Origin of the sequence: Bradyrhizobium sp. JYMT SZCCT0180, assembly GCF_018130165.1 — a bacterium.
GTDB lineage: Bacteria > Pseudomonadota > Alphaproteobacteria > Rhizobiales > Xanthobacteraceae > Bradyrhizobium.
Window position 1 is genome coordinate 300,728 of record NZ_JAFCLZ010000004.1, and the last position, 26,587, is coordinate 327,314.

The 26,587-nt window shown below is 62.3% G+C and carries 24 protein-coding genes; 12 read left to right on the forward strand and 12 right to left on the reverse strand.

Annotation, left to right across the window (positions count from 1 at the left end; genetic code table 11):
- Positions 1-37: 37 nt before the first annotated feature.
- The 3 genes from JQ641_RS08325 to JQ641_RS08335 all read right to left on the reverse strand — a co-directional run bounded on the left by JQ641_RS08325 (position 38) and on the right by JQ641_RS08335 (position 2,688).
- The gene (locus tag JQ641_RS08325) at positions 38-1,483 is read right to left on the reverse strand and encodes a DUF5107 domain-containing protein (RefSeq protein ID WP_211995494.1); all 1,446 of its coding nucleotides are present in this window, start codon (positions 1,481-1,483) and stop codon (positions 38-40) included.
- A 142-nt stretch (positions 1,484-1,625) separates the two neighbouring features.
- Positions 1,626-2,189, reverse strand: coding sequence for a CAP domain-containing protein (locus JQ641_RS08330; RefSeq protein WP_211995495.1), 564 nt, complete (start codon positions 2,187-2,189; stop codon positions 1,626-1,628).
- Positions 2,190-2,328: 139 nt separating this feature from the next.
- Positions 2,329-2,688, reverse strand: a complete 360-nt coding sequence (locus tag JQ641_RS08335; RefSeq protein WP_211995496.1) for a hypothetical protein — start codon at positions 2,686-2,688, stop codon at positions 2,329-2,331.
- Positions 2,689-2,952: 264 nt separating this feature from the next.
- Here JQ641_RS08335 and JQ641_RS08340 point away from each other — a divergent pair, with 264 nt between their 5' ends.
- Positions 2,953-3,390: an ester cyclase gene (locus JQ641_RS08340; protein ID WP_211995497.1), complete on the forward strand. Its 438-nt coding sequence runs from the start codon at positions 2,953-2,955 to the stop codon at positions 3,388-3,390.
- Between the two features lie 187 nt (positions 3,391-3,577).
- On the opposite strand, the gene JQ641_RS08345 is transcribed toward JQ641_RS08340, so the two are convergent.
- Positions 3,578-4,348, reverse strand: a complete 771-nt coding sequence (locus JQ641_RS08345; protein ID WP_211995498.1) for a glucose 1-dehydrogenase — start codon at positions 4,346-4,348, stop codon at positions 3,578-3,580.
- A gap of 320 nt (positions 4,349-4,668) precedes the next feature.
- Between JQ641_RS08345 and JQ641_RS08350 the strand changes: the two genes are divergently transcribed.
- Entirely contained in the window at positions 4,669-5,427 is a 759-nt protein-coding gene (locus JQ641_RS08350; RefSeq protein ID WP_211995499.1) for an SDR family NAD(P)-dependent oxidoreductase, read from the forward strand.
- Between the two features lie 28 nt (positions 5,428-5,455).
- Here JQ641_RS08350 and JQ641_RS08355 read toward each other — a convergent pair whose 3' ends face one another.
- The 4 genes from JQ641_RS08355 to JQ641_RS08370 form a co-directional block, all read right to left on the reverse strand.
- On the reverse strand, positions 5,456-6,625 hold the full coding sequence (locus JQ641_RS08355; protein WP_249150264.1) for a radical SAM protein: 1,170 nt from the start codon (positions 6,623-6,625) through the stop codon (positions 5,456-5,458).
- 84 nt (positions 6,626-6,709) lie between these two features.
- Entirely contained in the window at positions 6,710-6,961 is a 252-nt protein-coding gene (locus JQ641_RS08360) for a hypothetical protein (protein WP_211995501.1), read from the reverse strand.
- Between the two features lie 497 nt (positions 6,962-7,458).
- Entirely contained in the window at positions 7,459-8,013 is a 555-nt protein-coding gene (locus JQ641_RS08365) for an ActR/PrrA/RegA family redox response regulator transcription factor (protein ID WP_192736382.1), read from the reverse strand.
- An 84-nt stretch (positions 8,014-8,097) separates the two neighbouring features.
- A complete protein-coding gene (locus JQ641_RS08370; RefSeq protein ID WP_211995502.1) occupies positions 8,098-9,447 on the reverse strand; it encodes an ActS/PrrB/RegB family redox-sensitive histidine kinase in 1,350 nt (449 codons plus the stop codon).
- Between the two features lie 193 nt (positions 9,448-9,640).
- On the opposite strand from JQ641_RS08370, the gene JQ641_RS08375 reads away from it, so the two are divergent.
- From JQ641_RS08375 to JQ641_RS08390, 4 genes are all read left to right on the forward strand, one after another.
- The gene (locus JQ641_RS08375) at positions 9,641-10,432 is read left to right on the forward strand and encodes an ABC transporter ATP-binding protein (RefSeq protein WP_211995503.1); all 792 of its coding nucleotides are present in this window, start codon (positions 9,641-9,643) and stop codon (positions 10,430-10,432) included.
- The gene (locus JQ641_RS08380) at positions 10,429-11,247 is read left to right on the forward strand and encodes an ABC transporter permease (protein WP_211995504.1); all 819 of its coding nucleotides are present in this window, start codon (positions 10,429-10,431) and stop codon (positions 11,245-11,247) included. Before JQ641_RS08375 ends, JQ641_RS08380 begins: the two co-directional genes overlap by 4 nt.
- Positions 11,248-11,374: 127 nt before the next feature.
- On the forward strand, positions 11,375-12,724 hold the full coding sequence (locus JQ641_RS08385) for a polyhydroxyalkanoate depolymerase (protein ID WP_211995505.1): 1,350 nt from the start codon (positions 11,375-11,377) through the stop codon (positions 12,722-12,724).
- Positions 12,725-12,921: 197 nt separating this feature from the next.
- The gene (locus JQ641_RS08390) at positions 12,922-13,773 is read left to right on the forward strand and encodes a M48 family metallopeptidase (protein WP_211995506.1); all 852 of its coding nucleotides are present in this window, start codon (positions 12,922-12,924) and stop codon (positions 13,771-13,773) included.
- 403 nt (positions 13,774-14,176) lie between these two features.
- Here the strand turns inward: JQ641_RS08390 and JQ641_RS08395 are convergent, their stop codons facing one another.
- The gene (locus JQ641_RS08395; protein ID WP_211995562.1) at positions 14,177-16,435 is read right to left on the reverse strand and encodes a penicillin-binding protein 1A; all 2,259 of its coding nucleotides are present in this window, start codon (positions 16,433-16,435) and stop codon (positions 14,177-14,179) included.
- A 138-nt stretch (positions 16,436-16,573) separates the two neighbouring features.
- Here JQ641_RS08395 and JQ641_RS08400 point away from each other — a divergent pair, with 138 nt between their 5' ends.
- Entirely contained in the window at positions 16,574-16,999 is a 426-nt protein-coding gene (locus tag JQ641_RS08400; RefSeq protein ID WP_211995507.1) for a DUF1330 domain-containing protein, read from the forward strand.
- Positions 17,000-17,158: 159 nt separating this feature from the next.
- On the opposite strand, the gene JQ641_RS08405 is transcribed toward JQ641_RS08400, so the two are convergent.
- Together JQ641_RS08405 and JQ641_RS08410 are read right to left on the reverse strand one after the other, a co-directional pair.
- Positions 17,159-18,385, reverse strand: a complete 1,227-nt coding sequence (locus JQ641_RS08405; protein ID WP_211995508.1) for an ABC transporter substrate-binding protein — start codon at positions 18,383-18,385, stop codon at positions 17,159-17,161.
- 298 nt (positions 18,386-18,683) lie between these two features.
- On the reverse strand, positions 18,684-19,046 hold the full coding sequence (locus tag JQ641_RS08410; RefSeq protein ID WP_211995509.1) for a DUF1304 domain-containing protein: 363 nt from the start codon (positions 19,044-19,046) through the stop codon (positions 18,684-18,686).
- 172 nt (positions 19,047-19,218) lie between these two features.
- Between JQ641_RS08410 and JQ641_RS08415 the strand changes: the two genes are divergently transcribed.
- The 4 genes from JQ641_RS08415 to JQ641_RS08435 all read left to right on the forward strand — a co-directional run bounded on the left by JQ641_RS08415 (position 19,219) and on the right by JQ641_RS08435 (position 22,470).
- Positions 19,219-19,692, forward strand: a complete 474-nt coding sequence (locus JQ641_RS08415; protein WP_211995510.1) for a PaaI family thioesterase — start codon at positions 19,219-19,221, stop codon at positions 19,690-19,692.
- 58 nt (positions 19,693-19,750) lie between these two features.
- Positions 19,751-21,250, forward strand: a complete 1,500-nt coding sequence (locus JQ641_RS37770; RefSeq protein ID WP_249150265.1) for a DNA-3-methyladenine glycosylase 2 family protein — start codon at positions 19,751-19,753, stop codon at positions 21,248-21,250.
- Positions 21,231-21,758 (forward strand): methylated-DNA--[protein]-cysteine S-methyltransferase, encoded by a 528-nt coding sequence (locus JQ641_RS08430; protein ID WP_211995511.1) that lies wholly within the window; start codon positions 21,231-21,233, stop codon positions 21,756-21,758. The genes JQ641_RS37770 and JQ641_RS08430 overlap by 20 nt, the downstream gene beginning before the upstream one ends.
- A gap of 307 nt (positions 21,759-22,065) precedes the next feature.
- Positions 22,066-22,470, forward strand: coding sequence for a nuclear transport factor 2 family protein (locus JQ641_RS08435; protein ID WP_211995512.1), 405 nt, complete (start codon positions 22,066-22,068; stop codon positions 22,468-22,470).
- A 114-nt stretch (positions 22,471-22,584) separates the two neighbouring features.
- Here JQ641_RS08435 and JQ641_RS08440 read toward each other — a convergent pair whose 3' ends face one another.
- A complete protein-coding gene (locus JQ641_RS08440) occupies positions 22,585-25,380 on the reverse strand; it encodes a [protein-PII] uridylyltransferase (RefSeq protein ID WP_211995513.1) in 2,796 nt (931 codons plus the stop codon).
- 197 nt (positions 25,381-25,577) lie between these two features.
- Between JQ641_RS08440 and JQ641_RS08445 the strand changes: the two genes are divergently transcribed.
- The gene (locus JQ641_RS08445) at positions 25,578-26,552 is read left to right on the forward strand and encodes an aliphatic sulfonate ABC transporter substrate-binding protein (RefSeq protein WP_211995514.1); all 975 of its coding nucleotides are present in this window, start codon (positions 25,578-25,580) and stop codon (positions 26,550-26,552) included.
- Positions 26,553-26,587 lie beyond the last annotated feature (35 nt).

Below are 26,587 nucleotides of genomic sequence, written 5' to 3' on the forward strand. Positions count from 1 at the left end.
GAAACCAGCCAGGATTTTCCCACGGCGCCGACCGGCATCATTTCACCCTTGCCGTGGCCGCGATCAGCTCCTTGCCGTCAGAGGTCCTGATCGTCAGCTCGACCTGTTCGGCGCTTCCACCTGCAGGAATCGGCGCAAAAATGCGATTGCCGTTTTTCGGGTCGGCCGTCACGGCATCGTCGAACAAGACGGCGTCGCCGCGTTTCATGATGATGCGCAGCGGTGCCACAGGTTCAATGCTGAAGAACTGAAGGCTGGCGCCGGACGCCTCGGCGACAAGATTGATCAGGATATTCGCGTTCGCATGCGTCACGTTGCTCATGCCGACGGTCGGGCTGTAAGTTTCCGGAATCGACACCTCGCTCCGCGCCGGAAACGCGGCGCTGTGGAAAAACTCGTCCGACACCCCCGCCCATAATTCGACATAAGGCCGCGCCGGGTTTGGATCCTTGCGCTGGTCGGTTTCGTTCGTGAACGAGGCAAATCCCCACGTCCACATTTTCAGGCCGCGCGTGATCGTGTTGTCCGCGATGCGGATGATTCCCTCTTCATTGTCGTGGTTGATCACGCCCCAGAAATTGCCGCCCTGCATGTCCGGCGCCGCATAGGCGATGCCCATCGTCGGCCAGTTCCTGAAGTAGCGCAGCTTTTCGAATCGGCGGGTGCCCACGCCGGCACCCGCGTCGCTCTCGGACAAATTCTTCGACCAGGCAGGTGTGCGGTAGGCCGCGATCGGCGCGATGATCTCGGCGCCGCCGGTGGTCCTCGGATTGTCCGGATCCGATCCCGGCGCCAGCGTCGTGCAGGTCCAGTACTCGTACGGGATTGTCTTGTCGCTTGGGTTCTTCAGCACCAGGCGTGCGTCGACCGCGGCACGATCGGCCTTCAGCGTCACAAAGTAAGTCGCTTCGATGCCGCTCGATCCTTTCCTGAATTTCCCCGGTGCTGCCGCATATTCGAAATTATCCGTCAGCGACATCGACACCGTCACTTCGTCGGCACTCTCTTTCACAACTTTGAAATCCCAGGGTTTCGACCACGTCCTGCCGTGCTCGGCATCCGGAAAGGTGGGAAAAATGCCGCCATACACCATCAGCCAGTCGTAATAGAAATTGCCTTCGTCCATTCCGTAGGGCACGCCGACTTCCGTGCGATATAGCTGTTCATGGCCGGTCGGCTTGTAGATGATGGAAAGAATGCGCCCGCCGAATTCGGGCAGCAGCACGACTTTCAGATAGCGGTTCTCGAGCACCCGGCCCTTGAACGCGCGATCGATGAAGGTGCTCTTGTCGAGCGACCCGTTGATGAAACCGTTCTGTTCGGTGGTCGCGTATTTGACGGTGCTCCAATGGATCGCCTGCTCACTGAGCGACACCCGGTCCGGCGCCGCCGACGCCGCAAGCGAGGCTTGAAATGTCCAGATCGCCGAAATCACGCCGGCCATGAAGCGGAGACTGATACGCGAGGAAGCACCAATTGCCATTGACGTGGCCTTCGACTGACCGGGCGATCCTATCGCGCAGCGGCCGGTTTGTTGAGGCGATTAGGAGCGATTTCTCGTGCCGGCTCGAAGTATTCCACTTCGTGCCAGGCTCGCGGCAACGCTGTCGCCGCCGCGTTCCGCTTCAAATGCAAAGGCTGAGTATCTTGATGCGGCAGTCGCTTGATTTTGGCCGGGATGCGGGAGCGGCGTCACGTTTCACAGCAACAAGCGGCTCCGCCTCTTTCTTGTTCTTGCCCTTGGGGCGCTTCGGCTCGTAATCGCCGGCGATCACCATGGCCCAGTAGGTGCGCTTGCCGCTGGCGTCTCTCGCGCTCGCGATCCCGACGCGTGACGCATTCTGCAACAGCAGGTTCTTGCGGTGCCCGGAGGAGTCGATCCACTGGCCGAGCGTCTTCTCGAAACTCTCGTATCCATAGGCAATGTTCTCGGCGGCGCGACCCGCACCCGCCGGCGCGACCCGCTTGGTGAACGGGCCGAGTACATCGTGGCTAAGCTCATTCTTCGCCGCCATCGCTCGCGCCTGATCCATCGCGATGCGGTCGAGGGTCGCATCGCGCACGACGCGGACCTGGCCATGCTTGAGCCGAAAGCCGGAGATCAGGTCAGCCGGCGACTCGGCGGCCATCGCTGGCGCGGCCAGCAGCAAAACGCCTGCGGCCAGTACGCCAAAGGCGCAACGTGTCATCGTCCCCCAAATACCCATTGTTCAATAAACCGGCGCCATATCTGGCTGCTTATCCATCGTCAATGTGGACGACTCAAGGCACGGGGTATGTATTCCCCGCATGTGACCGACAGCGCGCGGTTTGCAGGCAATCGCCTCCTCAGCCGCAGTTCCAGACCGCTCCGACCGGCGTCCGCGTCCAGCAAGGACCAAAACTGCCGCCATTGTAGCGGCCGCCGTAAAAGCCGGGCCGGCCGAAATAGTGCCAGGCGCCGTCGTACCCGTAATAACTTGGGACCGGATCGATATACCAGGGCCGCTGGTTGCGACGCGCCGCGCGCAAAACCGCGGCTCTCTGGGTGTAAGCCGGGCGGCTGTTGTTCGGCGGCTGATGATAGCCCGGCAGGAAGCCGTAGCCCTGCCAGCGTGGCGCCGGCCGCTTATGAGCCGGGGCAGCCGGCGCGACGACCGGCAGGAGTGAAAGGACGACAGCAATCAATGCAAACACGAAGCGCGACATGAGCGCACCATAGACGGACGGCTGTTAGGAGGCGATTCAAATCTAAGTGCACGGTCCAGCGCGACTTTTTCCCGTTTGCTTGCGAGCGGCTGCTTTGCGCCAACAGCGACTATTCCCCTCAGCGGACATTGCGCCGCCGTATTTCAGCTCAACTGGGCCGGTTCTCGCTCGCCTCTTCGCCTCGAAGTGCTAGAATTTGGTGTGCTGGGGGTTTGCAATGCTCAGCGCCGATCGGCGCCGGCTCACTCATAAGGGAGCGTGATCATGGCGAATGTAATCGATATCGCAAAGGCCGCAGTCATCGCATACAACGAAAAGGACTGGAGCAAGGCCAGGGACATCCTGGCTGCCAACGCCGTGTACGACGAGAAGGGAACGAACCGTCGCATCAAGGGCGCCGGCGAGATCATCGAGGCCTGGCAGGGCTGGGCCAAGGCCTTCCCCGATTCGAAAGCCACATTCGTGCGCGAGTTCGCAAGCGGGGACACCGCGGTCCTCGAGCTTGTGTGGAAAGGCACTCACACGGGCCCGCTACAGACACCGGCAGGTACCATTCCGCCTTCGAACAAGCGGATCGAGGTGCCGGCCTGCCAGATCGTCCAGGTCGAGGGTGGTAAGGCCAAGAGCGCCGCGCACTACTTCGACCTTCTGACGATGCTCGCGCAGATCGGTGCCAGTGGAGCGGTAAAGACTGCCGCGTGAAGGCAAGGCCGTTCCGTCCAATTGGAGAAGCCCGCCGGCATGAACCGGCGGGCGCACGAAGGACGACGATCGAAGCCAGGCTCATCCGCAGACTCGGGCAGCACCACGATCGGCGAACTCGTCGGCACTGCCGGACTCGGCGCGCCATGATCGTGCCGACGGACTTTCAGTAGAACCTCGCTGTGCCCTACGCCGCGAAATACCCGCCGTCGACGACCTGCGACGCGCCGGTCATGAACGACGCCTTGTCGGAGCACATCCAGACCACGGCTTCGGCGATCTCCTCGGGCACGCCCATGCGGTTCATCGGCACCTTCGCCAAGGTGGCATCGAGCCGCGTCTCCACCACCTCTTTGGTCATGGGTGTGGTGATATAGCCGGGATTGACGCAGTTCACGCGGATGCCGTCCTGCGCATATTCGATCGCCGCGGTCTTCGTCAGCCCAACCACGCCGTGCTTTGCCGCCACATAGTGCCCGGATGTCGCCAGACCGATCAGCCCGGCGATCGAGGCGGTGTTGACGATAGCGCCGCCACCGCCTTGCGCCAGCATCTGCACGATCTCGTGCTTCATGCAGAGCCACACGCCGGTGAGGTTGATCGCGAGCATGGTGTCGAACGAGATCTGGCTGAGTTCGTGCAGGCGCTGGCGTCCGGGGCCAACCGATCCGCCCGCAACGCCGGCATTGTTGAAGGCGCAGTCGATCCGTCCATAGGCCGCCACGGTGCGCGCGATCATCGCGGCAACGTCGGCTTCCGCGGTGACGTCGCCGCCGATCGCAATGGCCTGACCGCCGGCCGCGTTGATCAGGGCGACGGTGCCGGCCGCGCTTTCCTCGGTGCGGTCGGCCACCGCCACCCGCGCACCCTCGCGCGCCATTGCCAGCGACGTCGCGCGCCCGATGCCCGAAGCGCCGCCCGTCACCAGCGCCACCTTGCGCTCAAGAATGCCTGCCATGTCTGTTTTCTCCCTCTACTGACGCCCGTTGAGAATGGGCTGGAATTGGCGGCGTTCGCATTTTCTGCCGATGCGCGCCCGCGGCTTCAGCTATGGCACGATTTTCGTCCGCATGCCTGCATGCCTCCCGTCGGACTCTGCATCGCTCGGTGGATCGGGCTTGTCGGCGAGATGACGAGCACCGGTAGTTGTGGTCTACCTGTCGCGGCACAGTGAGCCTTGAAGGCAAAAAAATCCGGCATCGACGCCGGCGTCTGTGATTGTTCCTTGCCAGCGGCCGGGTGGCGCTCGGGCTGGCATCAAGAAGGGTGGATCATTTGATGGCTGCAATCTATCCAGATCTCGAGGGCAAGTCTGTCCTGGTCACGGGCGGTGGGTCGGGGATAGGCGCGTCGATCGTGCGTGCCTTCGCGCGGCAGAAGGCCAAAGTCGGCTTTCTGGACATCGCCAGAGACCCTTCGACACGGTTGGTCGATGAACTCGCTTCACAGGGCTTTGCAGTCCGATATGAATATTGCGATGTGACCAACATCGATCATTTGCGCGCCGCGATCGGCCGGATCAGGGCCGGCAATGGGCCGATTCGCGTGTTGATCAACAACGCGGCGCATGATGACCGGCATTCGGTCGAGAGCGTCACGCCCGAATATTGGGACGACAGAATTGCCGTCAACCTGAAGCACCAGTTCTTTGCCGCTCAAGCCGTCCTGCCGGACATGCAGGCCGAGAAAGACGGCGCTATCGTCAATTTCGGATCGATCTCCTGGATGACCGCGCAAGGCGGGATGCCGGTGTACACCGCTTCGAAGTCGGCCGTACTTGGATTGACGCGCGGGCTCGCTCGCGATTACGGCGCCTGGAATATCCGCGTCAACGCCGTCGTTCCCGGCTGGATCATGACGGAGCGTCAGATCGAAAAATGGGTGACGCCGCAAGGCGAGGCCGACCTGATGAAGGCGCAGTGCCTGAAGCGCAAACTCTATCCGGACGACATCTCCCGGGTCGTGGTGTTCCTGGCCTCGGAAGAAGCGAGCGCGTGCACCAGCCAGCACTATGTCGTCGACGGTGGGAGAACGTGAAGGACGATTTTGAGCCAGGCGTATCTGTCTAGGCGCCAGCCAGGGCGTCGCGCACGTCGAGGCGTTCCCCGTCCGGTTTGCTGACGTACAGGTGGTTAGCCAGCACCGATTGCATGTTCTCAAACATCGAATAGAGGTCGTCACAATAGACTGACGGATTGTCGTAGCCGTTCGTTTTGGAAAAACGATGCGGAAGATAGCCGCCGCCGCAGGCGTTCATGAATTTGCATTGCTGGCATTTCGCGGCAAGTTGGATGGAAGCGTCGCGCGCGGCTTTCCAGCGCGGCTCGTTCCTGACGTCGTCGATCGCATGCTCGAAAATGTTGAATTTCGTTCGCGTGACGCCGTCGCCGGCAATCCGCAACACATCGTGCGCCTCGACGGAACCGTCGGTCATGACGGTGCAGAGTTCGATGGGTTTGTAGCCGACGCCCTCGGTCGGCGAATTGTTGCCGAGCATAGCGGTGATCATGTCGCTGATGATCCGGATGTCGGCCGTGGGTTTGGTTCGGTTGGCCTCCAGCCACAGGTCGAACAGGCCGTTGTAGAACGAACCAACGGATGCAGGGGTCTCATCCACCGTGGCATCGGGGATCATGATGTCGTAGCTGGTAATTCCGCATTCCGCGAAAAACTCGACATATTGCTTTGGCGGGTAAGCGGGATTGCAGACGGCGAGGGCGGTCATGCCGATGTCGCGCGATGCAAGCATCCGTGCGGCCCGTTCCGCCGCGGCGTGGGTGCCGGTGCCCTGAAACGTCTTGCGGTGAATGTCGTGAATGTGTTCGGGCCCATCCAGGCTGATCGCGACCGAAATGTTGCGAGCCTCGAAACAGTCCAGCCATTCATCGTCGATCAGCACGCCGTTGGTAGTCACCGCGATCGGTACGTCGCAGCCGGTTCGTGACGAGATGCCTTCGCAGGCCTCGGCAATACGGTGAAAATTTTCGACTCCCCACAGCAGGGGTTCGCCGCCGTGCAGAATGATCGGGAAATCGACGAGGGAATACCTGGCGACGTGCTCTTCGATGCGCAGCAACAATTGCTGCAGCACTTCGTCGCTCATCAGCTTCGGCTTGTCATAAACCGCCGCGTCGCGAAACCAGTAGCAATAGGAGCAGTCGATGTTGCATCGTGATGCAACCTTCACAAGCAGCTGCGAGATCGGCTGCTCCTTGAAGCCCAAAGCATCTGGCAAAGGGTGAGTATCGTCAGCCGACATGCCGATACCGGGTGGCACGAGGAAACTACGAAGCAAGGCTAGTTAGCGGATATAAGAAGCCTAGTACCGGATAAATCCGCCCCTGCGGAACCCGCCACCGCCGTAGTATCCTCCGCCTTTACGAAAACCGCCGTACCCTCCGCGGCCGCGAGCAAAACCGCGTCTGAAGTAAACCTCGGTCGGTGCTACCTCATTTTGCCCACGCAGATCACTCAGTAGCGCCTCGATGCCCTGATGATCGCTCTGGATCGTTGCGCCGGGCCCATGCAGTTGCAGGACGGTCGATAGAACCTTCAGCGTGGTAATCGGCATGCTGTGCTCCGTTTTCTTGCGACGCAATAGAAGGGTCGAACGAAGGCCGGTGTATCAAGCAGCTGAGCAACGGGAGATTATACCAACTCCATTGTCGCGGCAATGTGGCGAACTTTCGGTTGAGAGAAAGATTGGAAAACACCATCCTTCAGTTGAGCAATGAGCCGCGCAGCATCCGTGCTGTTATCCCGTTGCTTTCTCTACCTTCTTCTCAAGTCCGGAAAGATTGCTGCAATGCGCAGATTTCCTGGTCCGGGGTCGCAAACTTTGGTTTGGAGCCAACGTCCGGCATGCGTCTTGGGGGATGAATGTTCGGGCGCAGCGCGTCGCGAATGCGCATTCAGTTGTCGTCACCCGCCTTGCGCGCAATTGCGCACTGGAGCGGGTGATCCAGTATCCCAGAGAAAGCAGCGATAGAACCGACAGGCCGCGGCGTACTGGGTCCCCCGCTTTCGCGGGGGATGACGAACAACTGTGGAGTGGTTAGTCGCCGTTACTTACCGCGGCGCGCGCTTGGCCAGAATCCGCTGCAGGGTGCGGCGGTGCATGTTCAGGCGCCGCGCGGTTTCCGAGACGTTGCGGTTGCACATTTCATAGATCCGCTGGATGTGCTCCCAGCGCACGCGATCCGCCGACATCGGGTTCGCCGGCAGTTCGGATTTCTCGGTGCCGCTGGCGAGCAACGCTGCGACCACGTCATCGGCGTCGGCGGGCTTCGAGAGATAGTCGACCGCGCCCATCTTCACCGCCGTGACGGCGGTGGCGATGTTGCCGTAACCGGTCAGCACGATCGCGCGCGCCTCGGGGCGCTTGCGCTTCAGCGCCGATACCACGTCGAGCCCGTTACCGTCGCCGAGCCGCAGATCCACCACGGCGAAAGCCGGCGCGGAACGGCCGATCTGGGCGAGACCGTCGGACACGGTATCGCACGACGTCACGGCGAAGCCGCGGCTTTCCATCGCGCGCGACAGCCGCTCCAGAAACGGCTTGTCGTCCTCGACGATCAGAAGCGAGCGGTCGGTCAGGTCGTTCAGTTCGGTGATGGCGTTCAAGGTCGGGTATCCCCCGGTTGCAGTTCAACAAGATATGGCGTTACCAGACGGCGCTGCCAAGGCCTTCAATAGTCGATTAGGTTGTCATTCCCGGTCGCTGGAACCATTCCAGGAGTCGGTTTCCGGCGCCGTGTCGTCCGCCTCGAACCGTTCGCGCGGCCAGACGATTTGTACCACAGCGCCGTGATCGGGAAAGGTCCGGTTGGTAAACGAGACCTTGGCGCCGGTGCGCTCCAGCAGGGTACGGGCGATGAAGATGCCGAGCCCAAGGCCGGCCCGCACGCCTTGGTCCTCATCGGTGCTGCGCCGCCGCGATAAATAGGGCTCGCCGATGCGTTTCAGCATGTCGGGGGCGATGCCCGGGCCGTCGTCGGAAATGATCATCTCGACCGTGTCGGCGTTCCACCAGGCGTTAACCTCGACCGTGGTCCGGGCGAAATCGACGGCATTTTCCAGAATGTTGCCAACGCCATAGAGGACGGCGGGGTTACGGGCGCCGACCGGCTCACGCGTCGCTGCGACCGCTAGCCGCACCTTGATGGCGACGCCGAAATCGCGGTGCGGTGCAACCGTTTCCTCGATCAGCGTCGACAACGGCATGCGATCGAACGGCGCGCCGGAGGAGGAGAGCTGGGTGATCTTGGCCAGAATTTCGCGGCAGCGCTGCGCCTGCTCGCGCAGGGTCTTGAGGTCGCCGGCGAGCTGTTCGTTGCCATCAACCGTCTTTTCGAGTTCGCGCGAAATCAGGAAGATCGTCGACAGCGGCGTGCCGAGTTCGTGGGCGGCAGCGGCGGCAAGGCCGTCGATCTGGGTAAGGTGTTGCTCGCGGGTCAGCACCAGTTCGGTGGCCGCCAGTGCGTCGGACAGTTTCCGGGACTCCTCGGTGACCTGGAACGCATAGAGCGAGGTGACGCCGATCGCGACCAGGATCGAGAGCCAGACGCCGAACAGGTAGATTGGGGGCAGCACCAGCGGGTCGTCGCTGTCCCAGGGCAGCGGCAGATGGAAAAACACCAATGCGGAGGCGCAGGCGACCGCGAGCACACCAAGTGCAATCGTCAGCCGGATCGGCAGTGCCGTCGCCGAGATCAGGACGGGGGCCAGGAACAGGAACGAGAACGGATTTTGCAGCCCGCCGGTGAGGAACAGCAGCGCCGCAAGTTCGACGATGTTGAGCGCAAGCAAGGCGGCCGCGTAGACCGGTTCCAGCCGCTGCATCGGATTGAACGCGATCTGCAGTGCGAGATTGACCAGCGCCGAGAGGCCGACAATGGCGACGCAAGGAATAATGGCAACGTCGAATTCCAGCCCATGCGCCACGATGAAGATCGCGGTGAGCTGGCCGAGCGCCGCCAGCCAGCGCAGCCGCAATATTGTATCGAGACGGACATGGCGGAGCGGATGGCGAAAGTCGGAGCCGGAAATTTCAGTCATTCCGCAACTTTAGCCGCGTGGCGCCGCGATCACAAATTCGCGTGCTATTGGACCAATTTCTCCGTCATGCCCGGGCTTGTCCCGGGCATCCACGACTTTCTTTCTTATCGCCAAGACGTGGATGGCCGGGACAAGCCCGGCCATGACGACCTTCTTGCGCTCGTGGTCGCAATAGCCCAATGAACAGGCCCAAATGGTCAATAACGACGCCGCGCCAATGCCGCCTCCCGCAGCCGATCCGGCAGGATCCGCGATCGAGGTCGCGCATCTGATCAAGCTCTACAAGACCACCCGCGCGGTAGACGACGTCTCATTTCGCATCGCGCGCGGCAGCATCACCGGCCTGCTCGGCGGCAACGGCGCCGGCAAGACCACGACGATTGCGATGATCATGGGGCTGGTGCTGCCGACGTCGGGCCGTATCCAGGTGCTGGGACATCCGATGCCCGAGCAAAGCGCCGAAGTGCTGGGCCGGATGAATTTCGAAAGCCCCTATGTCGACATGCCGATGCGGCTCACGGTGCGGCAGAATCTCACCATCTTCGGCCGGCTCTATGCGGTGGAGAATCTGCGCGAGCGCATTGCGCAGCTTGCCGCCGATCTTGACCTCGAGGAATTCCTCGACCGCGCCAGCGGAAAACTCTCCGCTGGGCAGAAGACCCGCGTTGCGCTGGCGAAAGCTCTGATCAATCAGCCTGAACTGTTGCTGCTCGACGAGCCGACGGCCTCGCTCGACCCGGATACGGCCGATTGGGTGCGGCAGCATCTGCAGGATTACCGCAAGACACATGACGCGACGATATTGCTAGCGTCGCACAACATGCTGGAAGTGGAGCGGCTGTGCGATCGCGTCATCATCATGAAACGCGGCCGGATCGAGGATGACGACAGTCCCGACCAGATCATGGCCCGCTACAACCGCGCGACGCTGGAAGAAGTCTTCCTCGATGTCGCGCGCGGGCGGGTGAGGGAAGGCACGCCATGAGCGGGGTTGCCGTTCATCACGGGATTTCGATGCACCGCATCAACGCGATGGTGCTGCGTTATTGGTACTTGCTGATGTCGTCCTGGCCGCGGCTTCTGGAGCTGATCTACTGGCCGGCGCTGCAGATCATCACTTGGGGCTTCCTGCAGAACTACATTTCGCAGACGTCGACTTTCTTCGCGCAAGCCGGCGGCTCGCTGATCGGCGCGGTCATCCTGTGGGACATCCTGTTTCGCGGCCAGCTCGGCTTTTCGATCTCGTTCCTCGAGGAGATGTGGGCGCGCAACCTCGGCAATCTGATGATGAGCCCGCTGAAGCCGATCGAGTTCCTGATCTCGCTGATGGTGATGAGCCTGATCCGGCTTGCGATCGGCGTGATCCCGATGACGCTGCTGGCGCTGTTCTGGTTCGACTTCAATTTTTTCGCCATCGGCCTGCCGCTGATCGCGTTCTTCTGCAATTTGATCTTCACCAGCTGGTCGGTCGGGATCTTCGTGTCGGGTCTGGTGCTGCGCAATGGCCTCGGCGCCGAGAGCATCGTCTGGACCCTGATGTTCGGCCTGATGCCGCTCGCCTGCATCTATTACCCGGTGTCGGTGCTACCGGTCTGGCTGCAATATCTCGCCTGGACGCTGCCGCCGACTTACGTGTTCGAGGGCATGCGGGCGCTGTTGATCGACCACGTGTTCCGGACCGACCTGATGGTGTGGTCGCTCGCGATCAACGCGGTGCTGTTTATCGCGTCATTTGCGATCTTCCTTGCCCTTTTGCGCAGCGCCAAACACCACGGTTCTTTGCTCGGTGGTGGCGAATAAGTCACAAATTCCCGTGTATTTCTGAGGTTTTTGGCCATTTCGCTACGTATATATACGGAGGTGTGCATTGACGCATTATTGCGCAGTCGGCACTATGCTGCGGCGCAAAACAGGGGATCAGAATTCAATGCCGATTGGTGAGTTTGGTGGTGCACCGCCGCTAGTGGCCGAAGGCAGTCCGGCGCTTACGACGCCGATGTACTGGATGTACGAGATGGGCCACGCGTCGCTCAATCCGGCACGCGCCGTGACTGATGCCACGAAGATCCTGTTTCAGAACCCGCTCAATCCGTGGTCGCACACCGAATTCGGCAAATCGATCGCCGCGGCCTGCGAATTGTTCGAGCGCACCACGCGCCGCTACGGCAAGCCCGACTGGAATTTGCCGACGACCGAAGTGAACGGCGTCCGCACGCCGGTCGAGGTTCGCTCGATCTGGGAAAAGCCGTTCTGCCGTTTGCTGCACTTCGATCGCAAGCACACAAGGCCGCTGCGCAGCCCGCAGCCGCGGGTACTGATCGTGGCGCCGATGTCCGGTCACTACGCGACACTGCTGCGCGGCACCGTCGAAGCCTTCCTGCCGACGCATGAAGTCTACATCACCGACTGGTCCGACGCCCGGATGGTGCCGCTGGCGGAAGGCCGCTTCGATCTCGACGACTATGTCGACTACGTGATCGAGATGCTGCACGTACTTGGCGGCAACGTGCATGTCATCGCGGTGTGCCAGCCGTCGGTGCCGGTGTTGGCAGCGGTTTCCGTGATGGAAGGCGCCGACGATCCCTTCGTGCCGCTGTCGATGACTCTGATGGGCGGCCCGATCGACACCCGCCGTAATCCGACCTCCGTGAACAATCTCGCCGCCGAGCGCGGCATCGAATGGTTCCGCAACCACGTCATTACCAAGGTGCCGTTCCCGCACCCCGGCGTGATGCGCGACGTCTATCCAGGCTTCCTGCAGCTCTCGGGCTTCATCACCATGAACCTCGATCGCCACACCGACGCCCACAAGGCGCTGTTCAGCAATCTGGTGAAGGGCGACGGCGATCTGGTCGACAAGCACCGCGAATTCTATGACGAATATCTCGCTGTGATGGATTTGACCGCAGAATATTACCTGCAGACCGTCGACGTCGTGTTCGTCAAGCATGCGCTGCCCAAGGGCGAGATGATCCATCGCGGCAAGCTGGTTGATCCGTCGAAGATCCGCCGCGTCGCGTTGATGACTGTCGAAGGCGAGAACGACGACATCTCGGGCCTTGGACAAACCGAAGCGACGCACTCACTATGCACGTCGATTCCCGATCATCGCCGCGTGCATTACGTGCAAAAGGGCGTCGGGCACTACGGTGTGTTCAACGGTTCGCGGTTCCGCTCTGAGATCGTGCCGCGCATTTCCGATTTCATGCTGTCTTCGGCCAACACCAAGCCGAAATTGGTCGCTGCATCAGACAAATTGGTTGGGGCTGCTGAATAGCGTCGATCTCAACGTCGATTTGGCGGCTCAACTAAGTCGCTGAATCGATTAAAAGAATTTGGATTCGCATCTCGCAGAAAGAGTGAATCTGGTTTCATTATTTGAACGAAGAGTGAGGCTGGATTCAGCCAAAAATTTTCGGTTCCAGCCCCTGCCGGTAGGGGCGGAATAGAGTCCAGCCCCTGTATATTGGGCAAATGATTTGTTTTTGCGCCGAACGGTTTCAGTGGCGGCTTGAGTGGCAGCGGTTATGGCAGAATCCGGGCGAACTCTTGCCCTCCGGACTGTCAGACATGGCTACTCGCGCCCTCCTCTATCGGCGGCCCGCCGAACCTTCGACTCTCGTGGTCACCCACGGCTCGCAATTTTTCTCGATTAAGCTCCGGCGGCACCGCCGCGCGCGCCGCTACACCTTGCGCATCCATCCGACAGACCGCGCAGCGATCCTCACGATGCCGCCGCGCGGTACGATCCCGGAAGCACGCGAGTTCGCGAAGATGCATGGCGGCTGGATCGCCGCGCGTCTCGGCCGCCTACCGAAGGCGGCACCGTTTCAAGCTGGCACAGTGGTACCGCTCCGCGGTGTTCCGCACCGCATCGTGCATCGCGCCGGCGAGCGCGGCACGGTGTGGACCGAAACCCGCGACAGCGGCGAGAAAGTTCTCTGCGTCGCCGGCGGTGCCGATCACATGGACCGCCGCGTCCATGATTACCTCAAGCGTGAAGCGCGCAAGGATCTGCACAAGGCATCGTTGGCCTATGCGGAAGAACTCGGCGTCAAGGTCAAGCGGGTGTCGATCCGCGATCAATCGAGCCGCTGGGGCTCCTGCACTTCGGCCGGATCATTGTCGTTCTCCTGGCGGCTGATCCTCGCGCCGCCCTTTGTGCTGGACTATCTCGCCGCGCATGAGGTTGCGCATCTGGTCGAGATGAACCACTCGGCGCGATTCTGGCGTGTCGTCGCGAAAGTCTGCGGCCATGTCGAGCGCGCCAAGTCCTGGCTCGACACCCACGGCAACGATCTGCACCGTTACGGGGTCGAGGACTGAGGTAGTCGCGGGCAATCGTAGCCCGGATGAAGCGCAGCGAAATCCGGGATGGTCGTGCAACCGATGGCCTCATCCCGGATTGCGTGGAGCCTGTCATCGGACCGCTTCGCGCGACCCGTTGGCTCTATCCGGGCTGCAAAGCTACGCGATTCAGGACTGAGCAAAAACAAGCACTTGCTTACTGTGCATGGGGTTGTTTTCGCAGTTTTTGTTTTTGAACCGCTGCGCCGCGTCTAGCGGTTGCCACATATCCTTCCGTCGTCCCTGCGAACGCAGGGACCCATACGCCGCGGCCTCTCGTTAGAGCGCTTTGGCAGCGACCTTCTTCGAGCAGCAGATGACCGGGATTATGGGTCCCTGCGTTCGCAGGGACGACGAAGGAGTTGGTGCTCTACCGCGCTGGTCACCTGCCGCCGAACACCCGGTCTATCAACCAGCCGTCCAGGCCCGACGCAGCTTCCGGGCGTGCCGATGGATTCGGCGGCGGCGCCGACGTGCGCGTCGGTGGCTGGCGATAGCCACCGCCTGAGGGGATCGGTGCAAGCGGCACCGGCGCTTGTGCGGACGGCTGATACGACGGCTGTGGCGGCGCGCTGCTCTGCGAGGCGGGGAACAGATTTGACAGCAGGCCACCGCCGCCGACTTGTGATTTCGGCAGGTTGGCTACCGGCACGCCCTGATGGGCTGATCGCATGAAGCGGGTCCAGACCTCGACCGGCAAGCCGCCGCCGGTCGCTTTCTTGGTCGGCGAGTTGTCGTCATTGCCGAGCCAGACGCCGGTGACGAGGTTTGCGGTGTAGCCGATGAACCAGGCGTCGCGGAAATCCTGACTGGTGCCGGTCTTGCCGGCGGCCATCCAGCCCGGAAGCTCCGCCTTGCGCGCGGTGCCCGACAGCAGCGTCTCCTGCATCATGGTGTTCATCATCGCGACGTGCCGCGGCTCGATCACCTGGCTCAGCTGATCCGGCTGCCGCGCATACAGCACCTTGCCTTCATTGGTGCGGATCTTGGTCACGACGTGCGGGGAAACCCCAAGCCCGCCGTTGGCAAATGGCACAAAGGCGCCGACCAGCTCGATGACCGAGACTTCCGAGGTGCCGAGCGCGATCGAGGCGTTGGCATCGAGTTTGGAAGAAATGCCGAGCCGATGCGCGGTCCGCACCACGCTCTTAGGCCCGACTTCGATGCCGAGCCGCACCGCCACCGTGTTGAGCGACATCGACAGCGCCTGGGTCAGCGTCACCGATCCGAAATATTCATGGGTGTAGTTCTCAGGCCGCCAGCCTTTGATGTCGATCGGCGAATCCTGCCGGATCGTTTCAGGCGTCAATCCCGCTTCGAGCGCGGTGAGATAGACGAACGGCTTGAAGGCCGATCCGGGTTGGCGCTTGGCCGTAACCGCGCGGTTATACTGGCTCTCGGCATAGTTCCGACCGCCGACCATGGCGCGCACCGCGCCGTCAGGCGTCATCGCCACCAGCGCACCCTGGGTGACGTTGAACTTCACGCTTTTCGCGGCGAGTTCGTCGATGATGGAGGCTTCCGCAACGCTCTGCAGTTTGGGATCGATCGTGGTCTCGACCACGATGCTCTGTTCGATCTGGCCGATCAGATCGTCGAGCACTTCGCCGATCCAGTCGGCGACGTAATTGACGGTACCGGCGCCGACCGGTTTCACATTGTAGGAGGGATGGCCGATCGAGGCCTGCGCCTGTGCATCGGTGATGAATTTGGCATCAGCCATCGCCGCGAGCACGATCTGGGCGCGCGCTTCCGCGCCTTCCGGATTGCGGTTCGGCGCCAGCCTCGACGGCGACTTGACGAGGCCCGCCAGCATCGCCGCTTCCGCGATCGTGACGTTCTTGGCGGACTTGCCGAAATAGCGTTGCGCCGCGGCCTCGACGCCATAGGCGCCGGAGCCGAAATAGACGCGGTTCAGATAGAGCTCGAGGATTTCCGATTTGGAATGCTTGCGTTCCAGCCAGATCGCGAGTTCCACTTCCTGCAGCTTGCGCGTGATGGTGCGTTCCTGGGTCAGGAACAGGTTCTTGGCGAGCTGCTGGGTCAGTGTCGAGCCGCCCTGCGAGACGCCGCGATGCATGAGGTTGGTGACCGCCGCCCGCGCGATGCCGATCGGGTCGACGCCGTAATGCGAATAGAAGCGGCGGTCCTCGATGGCGATGAAGGCCTTCGGCAGATAGGGCGGCAGATCCTTCAGCGAGACATTGGCGCCGGCCATTTCGCCGCGCGAGGCCAGCACGCTGCCGTCGAGACCAACGATCTGGATGGTCGGCGGACGTTTCGGGATCGCAAGCGACTGGATCGCCGGCAGGTGCGCGCCGACCCAGATCACGACGCCGACGACGGCGATCGCGGCCCACAGGCCGAGCACGGCGCCCCAATAGAACAGCCGTCCGATGCGGAATCCGCCCCGCGATGTCGACCGGCGCTTGGCGCCGCTACGTCCCGCGCGCGGCTTGCGCTCGGGCGGCGGCTCGTCGTTATCCTTTTCAGGTTTGCGCTTGGTGGACGATTTCTTCGGTTTGTCGTCACCGGCGGAGGGGACGCGGTCCTGCGGCGACAGCCGCAACTCACTCAGCGCGGCGGCGATCCCGAATTGCGGTTCCTTGCGGCCGCCGCTCTTTTTCCGTCCCCACGCCATACGCAAACGCTGCTCACATCCCGCCCGCTGCAAGCTAACGTCCGCAGTTTAAGGGTCGGTTACGGAGAGGTTAACGCGGGATTAGGAGGTGCGGCGGCGCGTGGTAAAAGGCGGGCACGTACGCACAAAGGAACAATCATGGGCCACATCGATCCGACCAAGGAAGTGTTCGCGCAATTTCGGGCCAACGACCGGCCAGGGCCGATCCACATGCTCAATCTGGTCCGTCTGCGGGAACAAGCTGCCTATCCCGACGGCCGCAAGGCGTCAGGCGCGGAAGCCTATGCGGCGTATGGACGGGAAAGCGGGCCGGTGTTCGAACGGCTCGGCGGCCGCATCGTCTGGCAGGGACGGTTCGAGCTGATGCTGATCGGGCCGGCGGAAGAGCGCTGGGATCATTGCTTCATCGCCGAATACCCAAGCGTCGCCGCCTTCGCCGAGATGATCCGCGACCCTGTGTATCGCGAGGCGGTGAAGCACCGCCAGGCGGCGGTCGAGGATTCGCGGCTGATCCGGCACGCGGCGCTGCCGGTCGGCAAGATGTTTGGGGAAATTCCGGCGTAGCGGATGCGTAGGGTGGGCAAAGCGAAGCGTGCCCACCATTCAAGGTGACGGTCCAGCAGATGGTGGGCACGGCGCGAAGTTCGCGCCTTTGCCCACCCTACAAAAACAAATCGGCGGCCCCGAGAGGCCGCCGATCGTTCGTATCGATGGAAGTTGAGGCTAGCCCGCCGGGCCGGCGTCCTCGAGGATCGGGCCGAACAGTTCCCAACGCTCGCCGTTGAACTTCATCATCTGCAGCTGCTTGTTGACGCGGTAATCGTCCGGTGTCGTGTTGGCGACGATGCCCGGCAGGTTCAGATCGAGCTCGACGTTCTTCAGGCTGGTCGCAACCTTCATGACGTTCTCGCGGGTGAGGTTGTCACCGCACTTTTCGAGCACGTAGATCATCAGCTGCGAAGTCGAGTAGCCGTAGGAGTTGAAGCTCGAATCCTTGTCGCCCTCCGGATAATACTTCGCCATGAATTCGAAATACTTCTTCATGCCGGCGTCGTCCTTCCAGGTCGGATCGAGCGGATCCTTGCCGTAATTGACGCTGATGACGCCCTTGGAGGCCTCGAGCCCCGCCGGCTTCATGACGGCGCCGACCGAGGTGGCGTTGATGTCGAGGATGTGGACCGGCTTCCACCCAAGCTCGTGAATCTTCTTGATGGCCTGCGCCGCCTGCTTGGGCGTCGTCGCCGAGTAGAACAGGTCCGCGCCGGCGTCCTTGATCTTGAGGATCTGCGAATCGATGGTCGGGTCGGCGACTTCGTAGGAAGCTTCCGCCACGATCATCTTCGATGCCTTGTCGCCGAGGCCGGCCTTGAGGCCGTTCAGGTAGTCTTTGCCGAGATCATCGTTCTGATAGAGGATTCCGATCTTGGCGTTCGGATGTTCCTTGATGATGTACTGGCCGTAGATGCGGCCCTCGACGAAGTAATTCGGGTTGAAGCCCATCGTCCAGGGGAAGTTCTTCGGGTCGGTGAACTTCGAGGCGCCGGTGGCGGAAAACAGCTGCGGCACCTTCTTCGAATTGAGGTATTTCTGGACCGCGGCGTTCGACGGCGTGCCGAGCAATTGGAACATGAGCAGCACTTCGTCGCTCTCGACCAGCTTGCGCACCTGCTCGACCGCTTTCGGCGGAGAGTAGGCGTCGTCATACTGGATCAGGTTGATCTTGCGGCCGTTCACGCCGCCCTTGTCGTTGATCATCTTCATGTAGGCGGCTTGCGTCTTGCCGATGGTGGCATAGGCGGAAGCAGGTCCCGAAAAGGGATTGGTCTGGCCGATCTTGATTTCGGTGTCGGTCGCGCCGGTGTCGTATTTCTTTTGCGCGTAGGCCGATGAAGCCGACAGCGCGATCGCGAGCGCCGTGCCGGTGATCAAATGGAGAATACCATTCTTCATATTATTCGTTTCCTGATGGGTTGATTGAGCCGATGATCTTGTCTTGGGACTTATATGACCCGAGGGACGCCATCGCTGGTTGCAATAGTGGCGGAACGGATGCTGCAATGCAAGGCGAGCTTGCGAAAGGGCTGATGATCTTAATTCCATCCGAACGAGATTAAACGGCAGGCAGCCAAAGCGGCCTGCACAAAAAGAATCCAACTCGTCTAACCCGCGTTCCGGAATGGCACGCTGCCGGGCATTGGAACCCGCAATGGATACCGGAGGCGAATAGATAGGCAGCGCAGGTTACGCTTTAGGCCAGCCAAAGCAGGATCAATGCGAGGGCTGCGGGCGCCGCTTGCACATACAAGATCCGGCGGTTGACGGTCGCGGCGCCATAGGCGCCGGCCACGATCACACAGAGCAGGAAGAATGCCTTGATCTGGAACGCGAAGCCCGGGTTTGGATGGATCAGGCCCCAGACGAGGCCGGCGGCGAGGAAGCCGTTATAGAGCCCCTGATTGGCGGCCAGCACTGCCGATTCCGTTGCCTTCTCGATCGTGTTGCGGAAGGTCTTCAGCCCCAGCGGCTTGGTCCAGAGAAACATCTCCAGCACCAGAAAATAGACATGCAGCGCGGCGACAACCGCGACCAGACAATTGGCGATCATGTTCATGTGGCGGCCCCCAACCGACAGCGGAATTCGGGTGGACGCTAGCACGCTCAGCGTGAAAAGTGCGGCGGCGTGCCGATATTTCGCAGAAAATGATCAGGTCCGAAAACCGCGAGACAGGCGGGGCGCGATATCAGATGCTTCGATCGAGCGACAGCGCGAGGAATCAACGGGAATGCGTACCGACAGAACATACGGCACCGTCAGCGTCATCAGGCGCAAGGAAATGAGCGGCCTGGAATTTGTCCAGGGGCTCGCGGATGGCACGCTGCCCCTCAACACGATCGCGCGCACACTGGGCTACGATGTCACCGAAGCCGCGAGCGGGCGCGTGGTCATCACCGCCGAACCGAGTGACGACCACCTCAACCCAGCCGGCACCGTGCATGGCGGCTTCTCGGCCACGCTGCTCGACAGCTGCATGGGGCTGGCCGTTCAGTCGACCCTGGAGAAAGGTCTGGGATCGACGACGCTGGAGTTCAAGATTTCGCTGGTGCGACCGATTACGCCCGAGACCGGCACGATCAGGGCCGAGGGCATTGTGCTCAGCAGCGGCCGGCGGGTCGGCACCGCGGAAGGACGCATCACGGATAGCAAGGGACGTTTGCTCGCCCAGGGCACCACGACTTGCCTGATTTTCGAGAACTGAGCGGGTATCCGCGCGCAAAGCGCGGGACATGCCCTGCACGATGGTGGATGATTTCCTGATGGATATGGACCGTACCGCTTGCTACCGCGCGATTTCGACCCGGGATATCAGGTTCGATGGGCGGCTTTTTGTCGGCGTCAAAACCACCGGCATCTATTGCCGGCCGATCTGTCCGGCGCGCACCCCGAAATTCGAGAACGTGTCGTTCTATGCTTCGGCGGCCGCGGCCCAGGAGGCCGGCTTCCGTCCGTGCCTGCGCTGCCGGCCGGAAGTGTCGCCTGACCTCGCGTTCTGGCGCGGCAGCTCCAACACGGTTTCGCGTGCGCTGGCATTGATCGAATCCGGCGGGCTCGATGGCGATGATGTCGAGGGCCTCGCGAGCCGGCTCGGCGTCGGCGGGCGTCAGTTGCGGCGGCTGTTCCGTCAGCATGTCGGCGCTTCGCCGATCGCGGTGGCCCAGACCCGACGGGTGTTGCTTGCCAAGCAGTTGATCCACGAAACATCGCTGCCGATGGCCGAGGTCGCCCTGGCGTCCGGCTTCAACAGCGTGCGCCGCTTCAACGAAACTTTTCTGGACCTGTTCGGGCGTCCGCCGGCCGCGTTGCGGCGTTCTCGCGACAAGACCAGGCGTGAAGCCGGCGCGCTGTCGGTGCGTCTTCCGTACCGGCCGCCCTATGATTGGGACGCGATGCTGTCGTTCCTCGCCGCCCGCGCCATACCCGGTGTCGAGATCGTTGCCGGCGATAGCTATCGACGCACGATTGCGATCGGCGGCAAGTGCGGCGTGATCAGTGTCGTGCCCGCGCCGAAGAACCGGATCGACGTCCGCGTTCGCTTTCCCGACATGGCGGCCTTGCCGCAGATCATCGCGCGGGTTCGCCGGGTGTTCGATCTCGCCGCCGATCCCGATACGATCGGCGCGCATCTCGCGCTCGATCCCGCGCTGGCACCGCTGGTCGCGGCGCGGCCGGGATTGCGCGTCCCCGGGGCCTGGGACGGTTTCGAGCTCGCGGTGCGCGCGATCTTCGGCCAGCAGATCACGGTTCCTGCCGCGACCAAACTGCTCGGCAAACTGGTGGAGGCCTTTGGCGATCCGCTGCCGCCCGCGATGACGGAGAGCGAGGGGCTCAGCCATCTGTTTCCCCTTGCGGCACGAATTGCGAGCTCCGATCTGACAACGCTCGGGATGCCAGGTGCGCGGGCGATAGCGGTGACCTCGCTGGCGCAGGCAATTGCCGCCGATCCCGCGATCTTCAGCCGCGGTGCCAGCCTTGAGGATGCGATCGTGAAATTGAGGGCGCTGCCGGGAATCGGCGAATGGACCGCGCAGTACATCGCCATGCGCGAGCTGCGCGAACCCGATGCGTTCCCCGCCGCCGACATTGGATTGCTCCGCGCGATGACCGACGGTGAAGGGCGTCGCCCGTCGCCTGCGGAATTGCTTGTTCGCAGCGAGCGCTGGCGGCCGTGGCGCGCCTATGCGGCGTTGCATCTGTGGGCCGCGGGCGTACCGCATCCCGCCTTGTCCGGAAAAATCGATGAACGCGAAGCCGCCTGAAATCTTCAATCTCGACCGGCTGCAAACGCCGATCGGAACCGCGTTGCTAGTGACCGATTCCGGCGGCGTGCTGCGCGCGCTGGACTGGGAAGAGCACGAGCCGCGCATGAAGGAGCTGCTGCGGTTGCAATATGGCCCGGTCGATCTGAAAGAGGCGCGGTCACCGAAAGAGTTGAGGGCGGCGCTGACAGGGTATTTCAAAGGCGATCTCGATCTCCTCAATGCAATCAAGTGGCGCGTTGCAGGCACGCCGTTCCAGCAAAAGGTCTGGACTGCATTGCCAAACATTCCTGCGGGCACGACGATGAGCTACGGCGCGCTGGCAGCTCAACTGAACGCGCCAAAAGCCATGCGTGCGGTCGGTCATGCCAACGGCTCCAACCCGATCAGTGTCGTTGTGCCCTGTCATCGCCTGATCGGCGCCAACGGAGCGCTGGTCAAGTATGGCGGCGGCCTGGAGCGGAAGCGGTGGTTGCTGGAGCATGAGGGCGTGAGGCTGAAGGTGTGAAAACGTAGGGTGGGCAAAGGCGCTCTTGCGCCGTGCCCACCATCTTGTTTCCTGGCTTGAATGGTGGGCACGCTTCGCTTTGCCCACCCTACGATCTGTCTCCGTCATTGCGAGGAGCCAACGGGTCGCGCGAATGCGCGCCCGATGACAGGCTCCGCGACGAAGCAATCCATTCTTTCTTTCCGCGGTGAGATGGATTGCTTCGCTGCGCTCGCAATGACGATGCATATGTCAGGTCCGCAAACCGCCAGACAGACTTGTGCGACACCCCTAGCGTCTCCCCACATTCAAACCTCGGAGACGATCGATGACGGACGCAGAAATTCAGGAATTCGTGACGCGATTTGCCGCCGCCTGGGCGGCGCGGGACGGAAAGGCCTTTCTCGATCTCTGGCACCCCGAAGGCTCGCTGCATACGCCGCTGGTGGGCCGGCGCGTGGCAGGCAACGAACTCGACCGGCTGATGGAAGTGCAGACGGCGGCGGCGCCGGATTTCGTCTGGCAATTGCTGGACTGGACCTCGCGCGGCGACGTCGTGATCATCGAATGGCAGACCACGCGGAACGTCAACGGCGTCAGGTTCGAATGGCGCGGCGTCGACAAGTTCCGCATCAAGAATGGCAAGATCATCGAGGAGCGGGTCTATACCGACACCGCGCCGCTGCGCGCGTTCCGCAAGGGCGAGAAGCTGGAGCCGATCACCCAGTTCTGACAGCCGCGTAGGGTGGGCAAAGGCGCTCTTGCGCCGTGCCCACCATCTATCGTTGAAGCGTGCATAAGATGGTGGGCACGCTTCGCTTTGCCCACCCTACGATCTTCGAGAGCCTCACGCCGCCGGCTGGGCGGCGTTGTCCTCGCTCGCGAGCAGGTGCAGCAGCGCGCTCTTGATTGCGGCCTGGCGCGTCGGCGCGGTGATCTGCGCACCGAGCAGGTCGGTGACGTAGAACACGTCGCGGGCGCGCTCGCCGAAGGTCGCGACATGGGCGGAGGCGATGTTGAGGTTGAGCTTCGAGATCGCCGTCGTCAGCTGGTACAGCAGGCCCGGGCGGTCGAGGCCGGAGACCTCGATCACGGTGTAGCGGTCCGACCATTGGTTGTTGATGGTCACCTCAGGCTCGACCACGAAGGGCCGCACCTTGCCACGTGCGGCCGCCTTGCGCGCCACCACTTCGGGCAGGCGCAATTTGCCCTCCAGCACCTGCTCGATCATCTCGCCGATTCGCGTGGCACGGCGCCCCTCGTCTTCGTCGCGGTCGTATTCCCTCGATATCGCGATGGTGTCGAGCGCGCGGCCGTCGGTGGTGGTGTAGATCTGCGCGTCGACGATGTTGGCGCCCGCCGACGCGCAGGCACCGGCGATGATCGACAGCAGCCAGGGATGGTCGGTCGCGAGTATCGTCAGTTCGGTGACGCCGCGCGCTTCGTCGAAGCCGACATTGATCGCAAGCTTGTGGCCGGCCTGTTCGCTGGCGCGCAGGAAACGCGCGTGGCGGATCTTGCGCGGCAGTTCGACCTTGAGCCAGTAGGCCGGATAATGCCGTGCGATGTAGGCGTTGAGCTCCTGCTCCGGCCATTCGGTGAAGGCGGCGCGGAATTCGGATTGCGCCACCGCGATGCGCTGGGCGCGGTTCACTTCGGAGAAGCCGCCGGTTAGCACCGGCTCGGTTTCGTAATACAGCGTGCGCAGCAATTGCGCCTTCCAGCCGTTCCACACGCCGGGGCCGACGCCGCGGATGTCCGCGGTGGTGAGAATCGTCAGCAGCTTCATCTGCTCGACCGACTGCACCACGGCGGCGAAATTCTCGATCGTCTTGCGGTCCGACAGGTCGCGCGACTGCGCCACCGTCGACATGGTCAGATGCTCTTCAATCAGCCACGCCACCAGTTCGGTGTCGGCGGTGTTGAAGCCGAGCCGCGGGCACAGCCGCCGCGCCACCTTGGCGCCGGCGATCGAATGGTCCTCGGGCCGGCCCTTGGCGATGTCGTGCAGCAGCGTGGTGATGTAGATCACCGCGCGGTGCTCGGGCTGGATCTTGCGGAACAGATCGCTGGCGACCGTGAACTCGTCGTTGCCGCCGCGCTCGATGTCCTGCAGGAAACCGACGCAGCGGATTAGATGCTCGTCCACCGTGTAATGGTGGTACATGTTGAACTGCATCATCGACACGATCTTGCCGAAGGCGCGGATGAAGTGGCCGAGCACGCCGGTCTCGTTCATGCGCCGCAGCACGGTCTCGGCGTTATCGGACGTCAGGATCTCCATGAACAGAAGGTTGGCTTCCGGATTTTCCCTTAAGCCGGTGTTGATCAGCTTCAGCGAGCGCGTCACCGTGCGCATCGCGTCGGGATGGAAGGCGAGATTGTTCTTCTGTGCGAGGCGGAAGATCCGGATCAGATTGACCGGATCGTGCTTGAAGACGTCGGGCGCGGCAAGATTGATGCGGTTGTTGTCGATGATGAAGTCGTCAGAGTCGGGCACCCGCCGCCGCTTGATGCCGGGCCGGAACCTTGCCACCACGCGGCTCAGTACCGGCGCCGGCTTGGCCTGCTCGTCTTCCAGCTTGGCGCACAGGATCGCGGTGAGGTCGCCGACGTCTTTCGCGACCAGGAAGTAGTGCTTCATGAAGCGTTCGACATCCTGCATGCCGGGATGCGAGGTATAGCCGAGGCGGACCGCGATCTCGCGCTGCATGTCGAACGACAGCCGTTCTTCGGCGCGGCCGGAGACGAAGTGCAAATTGCAGCGCACCGACCACAGGAAGTCGGCGCAGCGGCGGAAGGTGCGGTATTCCTGCGCGTCGAACACGCCGCGCTCGACCAGTTCATCGGTCTCGCGCACGCGATAGACGTATTTCGCGATCCAGAAAAGTGTATGGAGGTCGCGGAGGCCGCCCTTGCCGTCCTTGACGTTGGGTTCGACCAGATAGCGCGACTGCCCGCCGCGGCGATGGCGTTCTTCGCGCTCGGCGAGCTTGGCGGTGACGAACTCCGCGGCGGTGCCCTGCACGACGTTCTTGTCGAAGCGCGCGACCAGTTCGTCGTAGAGCGGCTGGTCGCCGGTCAGGAACCGGGTCTCGAGGATGGCGGTGCGGATCGTCATGTCGCCGCGCGCCTGCCGGACCGATTCATCGACCGAACGCGTGGCGTGGCCGACCTTCAGCCCCATGTCCCACAGGCAATAGAGAATGGCTTCGGCGACCTGCTCGCCCCAGGCGGTCTGCTTGTAGGGCAGGATGAACAGCAGATCGATGTCGGATTCCGGCGCCATCAGGCCGCGGCCATAACCGCCGGTGGCGACGACAGACATGCGCTCTTCGCCCGATCGGACATGCGAGCGATAGAGGTGCCGCGTAGCGGCGGAATAGAGAATGCGGATGATTTCGTCCTGCACGAAACACAATCGCTCCGCGCAGCGGCGGCCGTGACGGTCCTTCAGCAGCACGGCTTGCGCGGTTTTGCGCGCCGCGATCAACTCGGCCTTGAGTAACTGCGCCATCGCCGAGCGAAACACGTCCTCGCGGCCGGCATTCTTTTCGGCGAGCGCATCGATCGCGGCGGTGATCCGCGCGGTATCAAAACGATCATCCGCCACCGGGCGGTCCTCGGTCACAACGCTGTCCATGATCTATCCCGATATCGGACGGCGCAGACGCTGTCACGGATGATTGTGAGGCAACAGTAGTTCTATGCTGGATTCGTGCTGCTTTGGACAAACCTGTTCTCAGGGCGCAGCTTTCGCGGCAGCTATTTTCTCGTTGACCTTTGGCCTTAACTCATTGAAACAAAAGACGGTTTTTGGGGATATGAGGAGACCAGGGAATGTTCAGGATTTCACGGCGCGCGTTTGCTGCTGTTATCGCAGCCTCGACCTTGCTGCCCGGTGCGGCCTTCGCCGCCGACCCGCTCAAGGAAATTCGCATCGACTGGGCGACCTACAACCCGGTGTCGATGATCCTCAAGCAGAAGGGCCTCCTGGAAAAGGAATTCGCCAAGGACGGCATTAACGTCGTCTGGGTGCAGTCGGCCGGTTCCAACAAGGCGCTCGAATTCCTGAACGCCGGATCGATCGACTTCGGATCGAGCGCGGGCTCCGCCGCTTTGGTCGCCAAGATCAACGGCAATCCGATCAAGTCGATCTATGTCTATTCGCGCCCCGAATGGACCGCGCTGGTGACATCAAAAGATTCCAAGATCGCCAGCATTGCCGACCTCAAGGGCAAGCGCGTCGCGGTGACGCGCGGCACCGATCCGCACATCTTCCTGGTGCGCGCGCTGCTCGGCGCCGGCCTCTCCGAAAAGGACATCACGCCGGTGCTGCTGCAGCACGCCGACGGCAAGACCGCGCTGATCCGCGGCGACGTCGATGCCTGGGCGGGGCTCGATCCGATGATGGCGCAGGCCGAAGTCGAGGAGGGCGCCAAGCTGTTCTTCCGCAAGCCCGACGCCAACACCTGGGGCATCCTCAATGTGCGCGAGCAGTTCCTGAAAGACCATCCCGACGCGGTTCGCCGGGTGCTTGCGGTATATGAAGAGGCGCGCAAATATTCGCTGGCCAATTACGACGACCTGAAGAAGACTTTCATCGGCATCACCAAGCTGCCGGATGCGGTGGTCGACAAGCAGCTCAAGGAGCGCACCGAACTGACCCACAGCCGCATCGGCGCACCGCAGCGCGAATCCATCCTCGCCGCCGGCCTCGCTCTGCAGCAGGCCGGTGTCGTCGCCGCCACGGTCGACGTCAAGGCGACGCTGGATGCCCTGATCGACGATCGCGTCCAGTTGCCGACGAATTGATAATTGTCGTCCCGGCGAAGGCCGGGACCCATACG